This is a genomic window from Aliterella sp. E5.1, assembly GCF_057473825.1.
In genome coordinates, this window is record NZ_JBYCCV010000097.1 from 1 (window position 1) to 13,041 (window position 13,041).

A 13,041-nucleotide genomic window follows, 5' to 3' on the forward strand; every position below is an offset into this window, starting at 1 on the left:
TAGTCCAGAGTTAATGCCTGTTGAACATATCTGGGAAGATATTCGAGAAAACAACTTTTATAATCAAGCCTTTTCCTCCCTTGAACAAGTAGAAGATGTACTTTGCCAAGGCTTACTTGAACTTTCTTCTAATAGTGAGCGCCTGCGCTCTATGACTTTCTTTCCTCATCTTCAAATACTACCTCTGACCGCAACTTAGTATTAGTAATCAGTTGCACGCCGACGCTGTCTAATAACTGCTTCGCCAACTTCTGAGAGACATAGCCCTTGTCGGCGAACACTTTGCCAAATAGCTGATGTGGCAACGGGAACGGGAAATATTGCGATAGAAGCCGCTAAAAAAGTTGGCGCAAACGGCTCTGTGGTCGGAATCGACATCGCAGCAGAACTACTTAAGATTGCCCAACAGAAAATTCAAGCCGAAAACTTATCGAATGTTCAGTTGATTGAAGCGGATGCAGAAATGTATCAGGCTGAGGTAAATCAGTTTGATGCAATTTATTGTTCTTATGCGATCGTGCTTTTTCCCAACATTCCCGCGATGCTCCACAACTGGTATCACTTTCTCAAACCCGGTGGATTGATCGCATTTACCTGCTCGTCTGAGGATTCATACTTCGCCTCGTTGATCGTAGAAGCCTGTGCAAAGCATGGGATTACACTTCCCAATCTGCACGAGCCGTTGGGAAGACCGGATCTAATTCAATCTTTACTCACCCAAGCCAAATTTAGCCAAATCGAAATTTATCCACGGCAATTAGGAACTTATCTCACATTAGAAAAAGCTCAAAATCGGTGGAATGGTCAGTTTTGGCTACATCTTGACAATCCACTGCGGGAATTGGAGCAGGAAAAAATTCGTCAGATTAAAGCGAGTTATGATAATGAGATCGCTGGACTAGAAACCGAGCAGGGCGTATGGCATGAGGAATTAATTTACTACGTTGTTGCTCGTAAACCATAACCATCTAAATAGGCACGATAGCGATCCGGTTCGAGTTGTGAGATTCGGGAGCGCCCCTCAAACCCAAAACTCTAGGGGGTTAAGCGCCCGACATTAACCCGAACTGACGTGTTTAATAAGTAATTGCTTCAATCTCTAGCACTGATAACATTTTACTATTTATTTAATAGCTCTATTTTAAAAATAAAAACAATATAATTTTTAATTTTGTCTATCAATTATTGTCCAAAGGTTTAAATATTTTTGAATTTATAGACTTATAAAATAAATGTATAGGTTGATTTGTATTTTTTATCAATGATGTATATCTTTTTACAGATATAGGTCTAAAAACTCTATTAAATAAGCTCATGAAATTAAATTAGAAATAGGGTTTTATTATGAATAAACAGCAGATTCATCGTAGAGGGTTAGTGTTTTGCTTGCTGTTGATTTCCCTAGGATTTGCAAGTGCTTGTAGTGAAACTTCCGCTAACATTTCAAGTAATAGTGCTAACAAAAAAGTAATTCGGATAGCGATCGCAACTCAAGATCAAACGATTAATACGGCGACTGGTGGCTCGGTGATTCGCGAGGAAAAACTACTAGAAAAATATCTACCTAAAACCGGAAAGTATGCAAATGTTGAGTACAACATTGAGTGGTCAAGCTATACATCTGGTCCGCCAATTACTAATAAAATGCTGGCAAATCAAATAGATATCGGCATGATGGGTGATTTTCCGGCAACTATCAACATGACTACGTTTCAGAAAAAAGGCAATGGAGTTAAAACACTTTATATTGCTACTTTAGGCTATAGCCCAATTGGAGCAGGAAACGCCGTATTAGTTCCTAAAGATAGCCCCGTAAAAACCCTAGCAGATTTAAAAGGAAAAGAAGTTTCTGTACCCTTTGGCTCGGCGGCTCATGGAATGCTACTTAAGGCGCTAAAAAACGAAGGAGTCAATGCAGAAAAAGATTTAACTTTAGTGAGCCAAGCACCAGAAGTAGGGGGAAGCAATTTAAAAACGAATCAAATTGCGGCTCATGCTAATTTTGTTCCCTTTGGTGAATTGTTTGCCTATCGCGGCTTTGCCAGAAAAATATTTGATGGCGCTCAAACAGGAACTCCAACTTTTCACGGTGTTTTAGTACGCTCGGATTTTGCTAAAGAAAACCCTGAAATAGTTACGGCTTATCTCAAAGCTTTATTGACAGCGAATAAAATGTTTCAAGAGCAACCAGAAGCCGTCGCTACTAAGGTAGAAAAATGGTCTAGCGTAGAACGCGAAGTAGTGTATATGTTCTTGGGACCTTCGGGATTGCAACAATTGAATCCAGCGATCGCTCAAGTTAATTTTGATGCGCTCAAAAATAGCGTTGTTACCTTAAAGCAGTTAGGTAAGTTGGATGACAGCGTTAATCCCGAAGATGTGACCAAATGGGCAGATGACAGTTATTTGCGCCAAGCGATGCAAGAAATGGGACTTGACTATGACAAGGTAGCCAAGGCGAATGCGATAGTTATTAGCGGTAAAGATGCTCAAACTAATGAGGAAATCGCTAACCCGAAAATGGCGGCTCAAATTTGGCTGGAAAGCGAGGATAAAGTCATGAATTTTGCCTCGATTACAAATATGATGGCAATGTTGCAAAAGCTCAAAGCAGACGGGAAAGACACTGCGGGCGCAATCTTCGTCCACGATCGCGATCGCGGCTGGAAGCTATTTGCGGAAAATTCTTTCTTTGTCCAAAACGGTAAGGAAATTTCTGCTTTTTTAACCGAGCAAGAAGCTCAGGCATTTGCTAATAAATCGGGAGCTAAAGTTGCGAACTTTCAAGGACTCCAGCAGTCTGTAGCTCAAAAAATGCCTGTATTAGTAGGAGCGAATTGATATGGCTAGTTCATCAACGAAGACTTCGCGCACTTCCCTATTAGGCAACTTCTATGCAGCGATCGCCCGGCGCAAACAAGGCGAGCGCGGAAGTAAGCGATCGCCTTTTAACCCAAAAACATTTAGACGCTGTTTGTCTCTATTGCTATTTTTCGGGATTTGGCAACTTCTATGCCAAATCAAGTTTAACTTCTTCATCAATTTTGAAAACGTACCTTCTCCAGTAGAAGTTGTCGGCGCTACAGTAGATTTTGTTAAGAGCAATCCTACTAAGCACATCCAAGCCAGTGCATTTAGAGTTTTAACTGGCTTTGCAACGGCGGCGGTGTTGGGTATTAGTTTGGGGATTTTAATTGGTTGGTTCCAAAAAATTGAAGACCTAATCTTTCTCCCTCTAGAAATATTAAGACCGATTCCTGCGGTTGCTTGGATACCCTTGGCGATTTTGATGTTTCCCAATGCGGAAGCTGGGATGATTTACCTAACTTTCGTAGGTGCTTTCTTCCCGATTCTCATCAGCACAATTCGCGGCGTAGAAAGCACAGATATGTTACTGCTGCGAGTCGGTCAGTCTTTGGGCGCAAAGCAGTGGCATATTTTTAAAGATATCGTCGTTCCCGGAGCGATGCCCAGTATTGCTAGTGGTTTAGTAATTGGTATGGGCAACTCCTGGTTTTGCTTAGTTACGGCGGAAATATTAGCAGGTAGATACGGCGTGGGTTACATTACCTGGGAATCTTATGTCACATCTAACTACCCACCAATTGTGATGGGGATGTTGTTGATTGGTTTGATGGGTGCGTTTAGTGCTTATGCCGTCGATCGCTTGACTTGTCTGCTCATGCCTTGGCGAATTACGAAAAAGAAAAGCGTGTAAGGTTGCTTGGAGTCCTAAATATTATGGCAGTAGTAGTAGAAAAGAATCTAGTACAGAGGGTTAGAGGCTTTGTAGAGGTGGAAAATTTATCGGTTTCCTTCAAACGCAAAGGGCATTGCGTTCAGGTGTTGGACTCGGTGAATTTTAAGATAACTCCTGGTGAATTTGTTTGTCTGCTGGGCCCATCTGGTTGTGGTAAGTCAACTATCTTGAATGCGATCGCCGGATTTATTCAACCAAGTAGTGGTTTTGTATTTGTCAATAAGCGTCATGTCGATGCGCCTAGCGCCGATCGCGGTTTTGTTTTCCAGCAATACTCTTTATTACCTTGGAAGACAACTTTTGAAAATGTCGCGTTTGGGTTAAAAATTAAGGGAACGCCCAAGGCAGAACGAACGGAATTAGTAGATTACTATCTCAATCTGGTTGGTTTGTCCAAGCATCGTCATTCCTATCCGCACCAACTTTCCGGCGGAATGCAACAAAGGGCAAGTATTATTAGAGCGTTAGTCAATTCTCCCTCCGTTCTACTCATGGACGAACCGTTTGCCGCCTTAGATGCTCAAACAAGACACATGATGCAGGAGCTTTTGCTGTCGATTTGGAGCGACCTTAAAACAACGGTTATTTTTGTCACCCATGATATTGAGGAAGCTTTGTTTTTGAGCGATCGCATTTTTGTCATGGGGGTAAATCCAGGCAGAATCAAGCAGCAAATAGATGTTACTCTAGCGCGTCCCCGCCATGTAGATAGTATAGTTTCACCAGACTTTATCGCCCTCAACCGTCAAGTATTTGAGTTGATTCGTGAGGAAACCCTCAAAAGCATGGAATCTGATTAAAGTTAGCTCTGCACTTTTTGCAAAAATTCTGATTGAATCCAGCGATCAAGGTTGATTGTTTTTAAGCTTTCGTTACCGGGAATTAGACTAAGCTGGGCAATATGCCCCTCAATCCAGTCGGGACGGATTGTAACTTCTGAAAAAAAGCGTTCTGGCTGATTTTTGTGGTAGCTACTACTGAGGATGCGGGAAATTATTTCGCTATCTAGATTTGACCACTGGCTAATTAGGGAAAGTGCCGATGGAGTAGTTGTATACCAATATTGGGCTGCACTCAAAGCTCTGAGGTAGGCGATCGCAATTTCTGGGTGCTGCTCTGTTAAGGAGGCGCTTACAACTACACCATAAAAAGCAGGTAGGATATTTGGATTGTTGCCTTGCAAGTAACGAAACTTCCCTTGGTGATAGGCAATATCGTGAAAAGGGGCAAAGTGAGCGTATCCATCTGCTACGGTGGGAGAGCCAAAGGGATGAGCAATGTCTGAATTTTCTAAAGCCGCAAGCTTAACTTCCGTCAGGATGTTAGCAAAATTGAGACTTCGCATTACCATCCCGTGAGCGGAAGAACTAAACGGTACAGCAATAGTTCTCCCGCGCAAGTCTTCGATGCTTTGAATTTTGGACTCATTTGGCACAATTACAGCATTGCAGGAGCCATCGGGATTTGTAGAGACAAAGCTAACTAAGCGAGTTTGTTTTGTAACGCCTTGCTGTACGGCGCTGAGTAATAAAGGGTAGTCGCCCAAAATACCTATATCTAGCTCCCCAGAATGCAACCCTTGAACGATGGGCGCTCCGGTAGAGTAGTCACGCCAGCGAGTTTGGTATTGAGTAGAACTGTAGCGTCCTGTTTTTGGTAAAAAGTGTTCTAGCAATCCCAGGCGTTGAATTATCAAACCCGCCGTTACCGTTGTGATGGTACTGTTTTGAATGCCAATTGACAAATTAAGCGTCTCAGGACGTTGAGGGGTAGGACGAAGAACTAGACTAGGCGATCGCCAACGTCCAGGTTTCGGTCGATCTAGTTGAGCTTCTGCTTGCTGATTTTCCAGCAAAGCTACAAACTTCTGCACCGGATTTGAACTACGTCGCGCTGTTTGTCGATCTCCCTGGGCGATCGCGCTCTGGTTTAAACGTCGAGGTTGTAACACAAAAATGTTACTTGATAGAGCAAATTCTTGAAGTGGAATTGCAGTTAATTTTCCCGATTGGCATTCTGTTGTAAATTCTAAATTAGAGGCAAAACCTAAATAGTTTCCTTGGGTAATAAAGGTTCGCATCAAAGCGGAAGTATCTACTATCTCTACTAAGGGAAAGTCGTCAAGAGTTAACCCCAATTCGTGCAAGCGAGATTCAAAAACTAAGCGACTAGGAGAGCCAGCAGGTAGCATGACCCAAGGCTCTTTTTTTAGTTCTTGCAAGCTCAACCAATTTTTTTTAGCTAAGACATGATTAGAGGCAACAAGCAAGCGATAGTCAATAGTAGCGATCGCCCTTGCGGAAACCTCATCAAATTCAAAGCAATCAATATCTGAAATTCCTACATCAATCTGGCTGCTTGTTAAGGCCCGATACAGACACTCTGCCGATTCAAACCCTACATATTGAGTTGTAATCCCCGGATACTGTTGGCGGTATTTAAAGATAATTTCTGGCAACCATTCATTAGCAATAGCTGCCGTACAACCTATCTTTAAATGACCAAACTTACCTGTTTTTATTTCCTCAATCTTTGTCAGTAGTTGTTTTTCTGTGTCAACTAAGCTGTAACCTTCTTCGTATAAAAAAGCTCCTACTTCTGTTAGTTGAATCTTGCGCCCTAATCGATAAAAAAGCGGTGTTTTTAATTCAGCTTCTAAGGTTTTTATTTTAACACTAACCGCAGGCTGAGTAAGGCTCAAAGCATCGGCGGCTTCCGTAAAACTAAGATTCCTTGCAACTTCCAAAAATGCTTTAACTTGATTAATTTCCACAACAGTTAGCTCCGCCAGCTTCTAAAAAACATTTATAAAAATATTTTATGATTCTATAAAAGATAAGCATAAAAGACAGTATTACCTGTTACAAAATAGCCTTGTGCTTAATTAAACAGTTGATTAAGATAAAGAGGACAAAAACAAGTTGTAATTGATTTTGTTGGCATCTCTGAAAGGTTTTTGCAGCGACAAAAAGGGGTGAAGAAGTGAATACTCAATGGATGAAAACGGATGTTTTAATTGTGGGTGGTGGAACCGCCGGAACAATGGCAGCAATTAAAGCAAAACAAGCAAATCCCCAGGGAGATGTACTGATTTTAGAAAAAGCAAATATTCGCCGGAGTGGAGCGATCGCCATGGGAATGGACGGCGTAAATACTGCCGTTATTCCTGGTAATTCTACCCCAGAACAATACGTCCGCGAAATTACTATTTCTAACGATGGCATCCTCAATCAAAAAGCAGTTTATCAAACTGGAAAATTAGGTTTTGAGGTCATTCAAGAGCTTGAAAGTTGGGGCGTAAAGTTTCAAAAAGATGCTCAAGGAGACTACGATTTAAAGCAGGTGCATCGAGTTGGTAAATACGTTTTACCCATGCCAGAAGGTAAAGACCTCAAGCAAATTTTGACTAGACAAGTAAAGCGACATAAAGCCAGAGTTACCAATCGAGTAATGGCTACCCGCGTTTTAGTTAAAGATGGACGAGCGATCGGTGCAGTTGGTTTCGACGTGCGAAGTGGCGACTTTGTCATTATTCAAGCAAAAGCCGTCGTTTTGTGTACGGGAGCTTCTGGAAGGCTAGGTTTACCTGCTTCTGGCTACCTCTATGGAACTTATGAAAACCCCACCAACGCCGGAGATGGCTACTCAATGGCTTATCATGCTGGGGCAGAACTTAGTAATATTGAGTGTTTCCAAATTAACCCGCTCATTAAAGACTACAACGGGCCTGCCTGTGCCTACGTTGCCAGTCCCTTCGGTGCTTATACTGCCAATGCTGAAGGTAATCGCTTTATCAGTTGCGACTACTGGAGCGGTCAAATGATGCTGGAAGTGTGGAAGGAACTAAACTCCGGTAAAGGGCCTGTCCAACTCAAAATGACTCATTTGGACGAAGACACAATTGCCGAAATTGAGACTATCCTCTGGGCAAACGAGCGTCCAAGTCGCGGGCGATTCCATGCAGGTAGAGGCGAAAACTACCGCACTCATGGAGTTGAGATGAATATTTCGGAAATTGGCTTGTGTAGCGGTCACAGCGCGTCAGGAGTTTGGGTAAACGAAAAGGCAGAAACAACTGTCCCTGGACTATACGCCGCCGGAGATATGGCAAGCGTTCCCCACAACTACATGATTGGCGCGTTTGTATTCGGTCGATTGGCGGGTACAAATGCTGTGGACTACATCGCTGGTTTAGAACATATGGAACCCGATGCAGAGTTTTTAGAAGCAGAAAAGAACCGTATATATGCGCCGATGACTCGACCAAATGGTGTTCCCCATACCCAAGTAGAGTACAAGCTGCGCCGCTTGGTCAACGATTATCTCCAACCACCAAAAGTAGATAACAAAATGGAGATTGGGTTGCGTAACTTTGAGCGCTACGAAGAAACATTGGACTTAATGGGTGCAAGAGATCCCCATGAATTGATGCGTTGTATGGAAGTCCACTTTATCCGTGACTGTGCGGAAATGGCAGCAAGAGCATCATTATTTCGGCGAGAAAGCCGTTGGGGACTGTATCACTACCGCGTGGACTATCCAGAAAAAAACAACGACGAATGGTTTTGCCACGTCAATTTAAAAAAGGATTCATCAGGAGAAATGTTTTTATTCAAGCGTCCTGTTGAGCCTTATATCGTAGACGTTGATATCGAAACAGAAGTCTACGACGTAGCAGTACGTTAGCAATGTAGATGCTTTGCAGTCCAATATCTGCATTTAATTAATATCGATCGCCAAGAAGGATTAATTTTATGGCTTTAGCAACGCAACGAGTAGATGTTCCAGTGATTGTAGATGAATCAAAGTGTCTAGAAAAGTGTACCGCTTGTATAGAAGTATGTCCCTTAGACGTACTGGCAAAAAATCCTGAGACGGGCAAAGCTTATATGAAATACGATGAGTGCTGGTTTTGCTTACCGTGTGAAAAAGAATGTCCCACCAACGCGATTACCGTGCAAATTCCATTTTTATTGCGATAAGGAGTTATCAATGAGCGCTGATATTGATTCTGAATTAAACCAGTGGCTAGAAATGCTCCAGTCGCCCGACCTAAGCGATCGCCTAGTTGCTGTCAAAACTCTCCAACACTTAGGCGATGAGGATGCCCTAGAACCGCTAATTGCAGCTTTACTAGACGAAAGTCAGGCAGTGCAGAAACTCGCAGTAACCGCGCTCTGGGAACTTGCTAACCCCAAAGCCGTGCCAGCTTTACTGGAATGTCTTGCCTCCCCAGACCAGGAGATTCGCGCCGAAGCACTCTCAGCCTTGGGCGAACTTATTTCCCCCGATTGCTTGCTACTACTATTAGACGCGCTGCATCGAGACGATCTAAATATGCAACTCAACGTCTTAATTTTGCTAAGAAAGATTCACGATGCCCAATCTTTGCCTTACGTTTTGCCCTTTTTTGAATCGGAAAACGCCCAACTAAGAGAAGCCGCCGTAACTACACTGCGCTATCTCAACCAAGTAGAGAGATGCGATCGCGCAATTTCTCTATTGTCCGACCCTGACGACAGCGTGCGTCGAGCCACAACTTTAACTTTGGGACACTTGGCAGATACCGAAGTAGTTTCCCGCCTCTGTCAAGCACTAAATTCCGATTTAGATTGGCAAGTACGTCGCAATGCCGCAAAGTCCTTAGAACTTCACGCCGATCCTGCGGCAGTTGTGGCTTTAGAATCGGCGATCACTGATGAGCATTGGCAGGTGCGAAAATTTGCGCTCCAAGCATGGCAAAAAACCCCCAATAACCGTACAATGCCAATTTTAATTAAGGCGCTAACTGACGAATATTCCGATGTCCGCCGAGAAGCCGCGAAGTCTCTTGCAGCTTTGAAAAATCCTGCCGCTCTCAACGCGCTTCAGCAATCCTTAGACGATCCTGACAAAGACGTATGTATCTACACTCAAAGAGCAATTGAGACGATTCAAGCAGCCACGCCAGAGATATCTAATGCCTAGCCATCAGTCGCCTTTTCGACCAACTAACTTAGAAGCTCAAGAAGTCCCTCTACCTCCCGATCCTATTAGCGAAGTACGTCTGCAAGAAGTTGTCCGTTGCCTTAAACAGGTAATCGAACCAACTTTAAAAAACGACATTATCAGCTTGGGAATGGTACGAAATCTGCGGGTTGTAGAGGGCTATATTTATCTTCGCCTCTATATAGGCAGACACCAGCACGATTTACAAGCAGAAATTCAACAGATACTTGCGCCCCTAACTTGGTGTAGAAAAACTTATATCCAAGTTTGTACAATTCCTGGCGTGAAAACTACTTTAGCAATTTCTAGCGGTAAAGGTGGGGTTGGTAAGTCTACAACTTCTGTAAATTTAGCGATCGCCTTGAGCTTACAAGGTGCAAAGGTTGGTCTATTAGATGCGGATGTTTACGGGCCCAATGTCCCGCAAATGTTGGGACTGGGACATACAGAAGTAAAAGTAATTGAAACGCCCAACGGTCAAAGATTTCTGCCTCTAGAAGCTCACGGCATTAAAGTCATGTCCGTGGGGTTATTGGCAGAACCGGAACATCCTCTAGCTTGGCGAGGACCTGTTCTACACAAGATCGTGACTCAGTTTATTCATGAAGTGGAATGGGGAGAACTTGACTATTTGCTGATCGATTTGCCTCCGGGGACGGGGGACGCTCAAATTACCATCGTTCAAGAAAGTCCGATTTGTGGAGTTTTACTGGTCACAACTCCTCAACAAGTGGCGGTTTCTGATGTCCGGCGCAGCATCCATATGTTTCGCCGGGTAGGTATTCCGGTACTAGGAATTATTGAAAATATGAGCTATCTGATTTGCGGTCAGTGTGGGGAGCATACCCCAATTTTTGGCAGTGGCGGCGGAAAGCAGTTATCATCAGAACTCCACGCCCCTTTACTCGGACAAATCCCCATTGAGCCGCTTCTTTGTACGGGCGGTGATACTGGAGCGCCTCTAACCCTAGCGAACCCAAGTTCTACAGTGGGTCAAGTGTTTATACAAATGGCTGGGGCGATCGCTACAACTTTTGGCGATGTAGTTTTGGCGGCTAATTAATTCTCCATTTCCCCAATAGTGAGGTTGCTGTGCGGCATAGTTTGAAACTGAAAGTGCAGGCAAGATTTACTAAAAAGTTTGCTGCAATTAACTTACAGCACTGGTTGTTGCAAATACTTCCAGGAGTAAGTTTAACAGCAGGGTTGGCTTTTTTGGCGATTTTGATACGGTCGTATTTAGGACTTGATTTCTTTAGTTCTTTAACTTGGGCAATTCTGCTCGGAATGCTGGTTCGTAATACTGTTGGTGTTGCTCAAGTTTATCAACCAGGAATTACTTTTTCTCTCAAGCGCATTCTCAAGTTAGGCATTATTTTACTAGGAATGCAACTAAACCTGACTCAGGCGATTTCTATTGGCTCTACTGGACTAATTGTTGCGGTCACATCAGTATTTAGCACCTTCTTTTTTACTTGTTGGATTGGACGAAGACTAAAAATTAGCAAAAAATTGACTCAATTAATTGCTGGAGGTACGTCAATTTGCGGTGCGGCGGCTGTGGTAGCGATTGGAACGGCAATTGATAGCTCGGATGAAGATACTGCTTACGCTGTTGCTTTAGTCACAGTGTTTGGCGCTGCCTCCATGCTAATTTATCCTTTATTACCTGCTGTACTGAACTTAACACCGCAAGCTTATGGTTTGTGGTGTGGCGCTTCTATTCATGAAGTTGTCCAGGCGATCGCTGCTGCTTTTGAAACAAACCCGCTTAGTGGTGAAGTAGCAACAATTGCTAAACTTTCGCGGGTAATGCTGTTAGCCCCAATTACACTACTATTAGGTTTGTCATCAGTAGATCGGGCAATCCAAAAACCGCGTAAACTACCGATTCCCTGGTTTGTGCTAGGTTTTATTGGTCTAATCTTGGTCAATAGCCTCAACTTCATTCCTGAGACTTTGAGAATAGCGATCATTGATGTCAATCAGTTTTTACTAACTACTGCTTTAGCTGCAATGGGTTTAGGAACTAATATTCAGTGCATGAAACAGCTAGGAATCAAGCCGATTTATTTAGGAACAATATCCTGGCTATTTATTTCTTTAATCAGTCTTGGCTTAATAAAGTTACTTTATTAAGCTTTTGGAAACTTACCCATATTCCTCATATTTTGCAATATAATCCTCCTACTTACGCGCTGCTAAATTTTTGCCCTATCAAAAGCTTGAATATTTAATTGTCCAAGTTTTTGAGTAGTTGAATTTTCAAGTACGCGATTTTAACCATTGCTCTAACAACTCCTGAATTAACTCGCTAAACTCGCGCTTTTGACCTTCTTGCAGCAATGCTATCTTTATCTCTTGGTAAGTATCCTTCTTTATATATGCCGTCACCTGCTCGTAGTCAGGATGCGATCGCTTGCCTAATGGTCTTCCTCGTTTAGGGGGCGGCTCTGATTGGGTAACTAACTGTGGTTGGTTAACTTCTAGTTCCTGTTTTTCGGGTTCTGGCTCTCTGCCTTTTGCCGCATCCAAAAGACTTTTAAATTTACTCACTTCATTACCTCCTGACCGATGTGTTGATAATCGCGCCAAGCAATCCGTGCGCGTGGGTCGGAAACTAAGTTAACTGGAACACCAGCAAGGGCAGCTTTTTGGAAAGCTACCCCTTCGCGGATACCTCCAATAAATAGTGGTAATCCAGCATCGCTCAACATCTCTCTTGCTTCTGCTCCATCCCGCCGGGGCTTATGAGGAATGCGAGTGATTAGAATACGGTATTTTTCCGACCCTAATGACTTAAGGGCATCAACAGTTTGCATCAAAGCATCCAGCGATAGGGCATCAGGAGTAGTGGGCAGTACCAACAGATCGCACCCTTCAGCTAGGGCTTCTAAATCTTCCTGTTCTGGTCGTGCTTGAGTGTCGATAACAATGTGTTGATATTTTGGGGCGTGTTTAGCAGCTTGTCGCTCGTCAATTACTTTGAATGGTAGATTTCCACGTTTCGCCCAGCCCGTTGCCGAGCGGTTTGGATCGCCGTCAATTAGGAGGGTTTCGCCTTTGGGTTGTAAGTAGGCGGCTAAGTGAACTGCGGTTGTAGTTTTGCCAACGCCACCTTTGAAGGATGCAACAGTGATAATCATATTGGTGGTTTGAAAGATTGAGGGTAGTGCGTCAGATTATTGTGGGATAGGTCACGATATCATTCCAAGTCCATGGTCGAGAGGTTAATCCTGCTCGTTGTGCGGCAGTGGACTTGAACCGACTATGCTGCCAAATCCAATTGAAGT

The 13,041-nt window shown here is 43.4% G+C and carries 12 protein-coding genes and 3 pseudogenes; 10 read left to right on the top strand and 5 right to left on the bottom strand.

Annotated features, from left to right (window positions below; genetic code table 11):
* Positions 1 to 199, top strand: a pseudogene (locus AC2VE5_RS20480) (hypothetical protein); the annotation flags it as partial.
* On the opposite strand, the pseudogene AC2VE5_RS20485 reads toward AC2VE5_RS20480, so the two are convergent.
* Positions 195 to 314, bottom strand: a pseudogene (locus tag AC2VE5_RS20485) (transposase); the annotation flags it as partial. The pseudogenes AC2VE5_RS20480 and AC2VE5_RS20485 sit on opposite strands and share 5 nt — an antisense overlap.
* On the opposite strand from AC2VE5_RS20485, the gene AC2VE5_RS20490 reads away from it, so the two are divergent.
* From AC2VE5_RS20490 to AC2VE5_RS20505, 4 genes are all read left to right on the top strand, one after another.
* Positions 299 to 964, top strand: a complete 666-nt coding sequence (locus tag AC2VE5_RS20490; protein ID WP_486889532.1) for a class I SAM-dependent methyltransferase — start codon at positions 299 to 301, stop codon at positions 962 to 964. The pseudogene AC2VE5_RS20485 and the gene AC2VE5_RS20490 overlap by 16 nt on opposite strands.
* 380 nt (positions 965 to 1,344) lie before the next feature.
* Positions 1,345 to 2,841 (top strand): ABC transporter substrate-binding protein, encoded by a 1,497-nt coding sequence (locus AC2VE5_RS20495; protein WP_486889533.1) that lies wholly within the window; start codon positions 1,345 to 1,347, stop codon positions 2,839 to 2,841.
* A gap of 1 nt (position 2,842) precedes the next feature.
* On the top strand, positions 2,843 to 3,718 hold the full coding sequence (locus AC2VE5_RS20500) for an ABC transporter permease (protein ID WP_486889534.1): 876 nt from the start codon (positions 2,843 to 2,845) through the stop codon (positions 3,716 to 3,718).
* Positions 3,719 to 3,741: 23 nt separating this feature from the next.
* Complete coding sequence (locus AC2VE5_RS20505) at positions 3,742 to 4,560, top strand: ABC transporter ATP-binding protein (protein ID WP_486889536.1); 819 nt, start codon at positions 3,742 to 3,744, stop codon at positions 4,558 to 4,560.
* Between the two features lie 2 nt (positions 4,561 to 4,562).
* Here the strand turns inward: AC2VE5_RS20505 and AC2VE5_RS20510 are convergent, their stop codons facing one another.
* A complete protein-coding gene (locus tag AC2VE5_RS20510) occupies positions 4,563 to 6,533 on the bottom strand; it encodes a LysR family transcriptional regulator (protein WP_486889537.1) in 1,971 nt (656 codons plus the stop codon).
* A gap of 209 nt (positions 6,534 to 6,742) precedes the next feature.
* Between AC2VE5_RS20510 and AC2VE5_RS20515 the strand changes: the two genes are divergently transcribed.
* From AC2VE5_RS20515 to AC2VE5_RS20535, 5 genes are all read left to right on the top strand, one after another.
* The gene (locus AC2VE5_RS20515; protein WP_486889539.1) at positions 6,743 to 8,446 is read left to right on the top strand and encodes a fumarate reductase/succinate dehydrogenase flavoprotein subunit; all 1,704 of its coding nucleotides are present in this window, start codon (positions 6,743 to 6,745) and stop codon (positions 8,444 to 8,446) included.
* A gap of 68 nt (positions 8,447 to 8,514) precedes the next feature.
* Entirely contained in the window at positions 8,515 to 8,742 is a 228-nt protein-coding gene (locus AC2VE5_RS20520; RefSeq protein ID WP_106171222.1) for a 4Fe-4S dicluster domain-containing protein, read from the top strand.
* Positions 8,743 to 8,752: 10 nt separating this feature from the next.
* Positions 8,753 to 9,727 (top strand): HEAT repeat domain-containing protein, encoded by a 975-nt coding sequence (locus AC2VE5_RS20525; RefSeq protein ID WP_486889540.1) that lies wholly within the window; start codon positions 8,753 to 8,755, stop codon positions 9,725 to 9,727.
* Positions 9,720 to 10,811, top strand: coding sequence for an Mrp/NBP35 family ATP-binding protein (locus AC2VE5_RS20530; protein WP_486889541.1), 1,092 nt, complete (start codon positions 9,720 to 9,722; stop codon positions 10,809 to 10,811). The genes AC2VE5_RS20525 and AC2VE5_RS20530 overlap by 8 nt, the downstream gene beginning before the upstream one ends.
* A gap of 29 nt (positions 10,812 to 10,840) precedes the next feature.
* Positions 10,841 to 11,887 (top strand): YeiH family protein, encoded by a 1,047-nt coding sequence (locus AC2VE5_RS20535; RefSeq protein ID WP_486889542.1) that lies wholly within the window; start codon positions 10,841 to 10,843, stop codon positions 11,885 to 11,887.
* Between the two features lie 126 nt (positions 11,888 to 12,013).
* Here the strand turns inward: AC2VE5_RS20535 and AC2VE5_RS20540 are convergent, their stop codons facing one another.
* The 3 genes and pseudogenes from AC2VE5_RS20540 to AC2VE5_RS20550 all read right to left on the bottom strand — a co-directional run.
* Positions 12,014 to 12,304 carry a hypothetical protein gene (locus AC2VE5_RS20540; RefSeq protein WP_486889543.1) on the bottom strand — a complete coding sequence of 97 codons (291 nt, stop codon included), beginning with the start codon at positions 12,302 to 12,304 and terminating at the stop codon, positions 12,014 to 12,016.
* On the bottom strand, positions 12,301 to 12,894 hold the full coding sequence (locus AC2VE5_RS20545) for a ParA family protein (protein ID WP_486889544.1): 594 nt from the start codon (positions 12,892 to 12,894) through the stop codon (positions 12,301 to 12,303). Before AC2VE5_RS20545 ends, AC2VE5_RS20540 begins: the two co-directional genes overlap by 4 nt.
* Positions 12,895 to 12,925: 31 nt before the next feature.
* Positions 12,926 to 13,041: pseudogene (locus AC2VE5_RS20550) on the bottom strand (IS1 family transposase); the annotation flags it as partial.

Coding starts and splice junctions, on each gene's coding strand:
- AC2VE5_RS20495 (WP_486889533.1), top strand. CDS start 1,345: ATGAATAAACAGCAGATTCATCGTAGAGGGTTAGTGTTTTGCTTGCTG.
- AC2VE5_RS20500 (WP_486889534.1), top strand. CDS start 2,843: ATGGCTAGTTCATCAACGAAGACTTCGCGCACTTCCCTATTAGGCAAC.
- AC2VE5_RS20505 (WP_486889536.1), top strand. CDS start 3,742: ATGGCAGTAGTAGTAGAAAAGAATCTAGTACAGAGGGTTAGAGGCTTT.
- AC2VE5_RS20520 (WP_106171222.1), top strand. CDS start 8,515: ATGGCTTTAGCAACGCAACGAGTAGATGTTCCAGTGATTGTAGATGAA.
- AC2VE5_RS20525 (WP_486889540.1), top strand. CDS start 8,753: ATGAGCGCTGATATTGATTCTGAATTAAACCAGTGGCTAGAAATGCTC.
- AC2VE5_RS20530 (WP_486889541.1), top strand. CDS start 9,720: ATGCCTAGCCATCAGTCGCCTTTTCGACCAACTAACTTAGAAGCTCAA.
- AC2VE5_RS20545 (WP_486889544.1), bottom strand. CDS start 12,894: ATGATTATCACTGTTGCATCCTTCAAAGGTGGCGTTGGCAAAACTACA.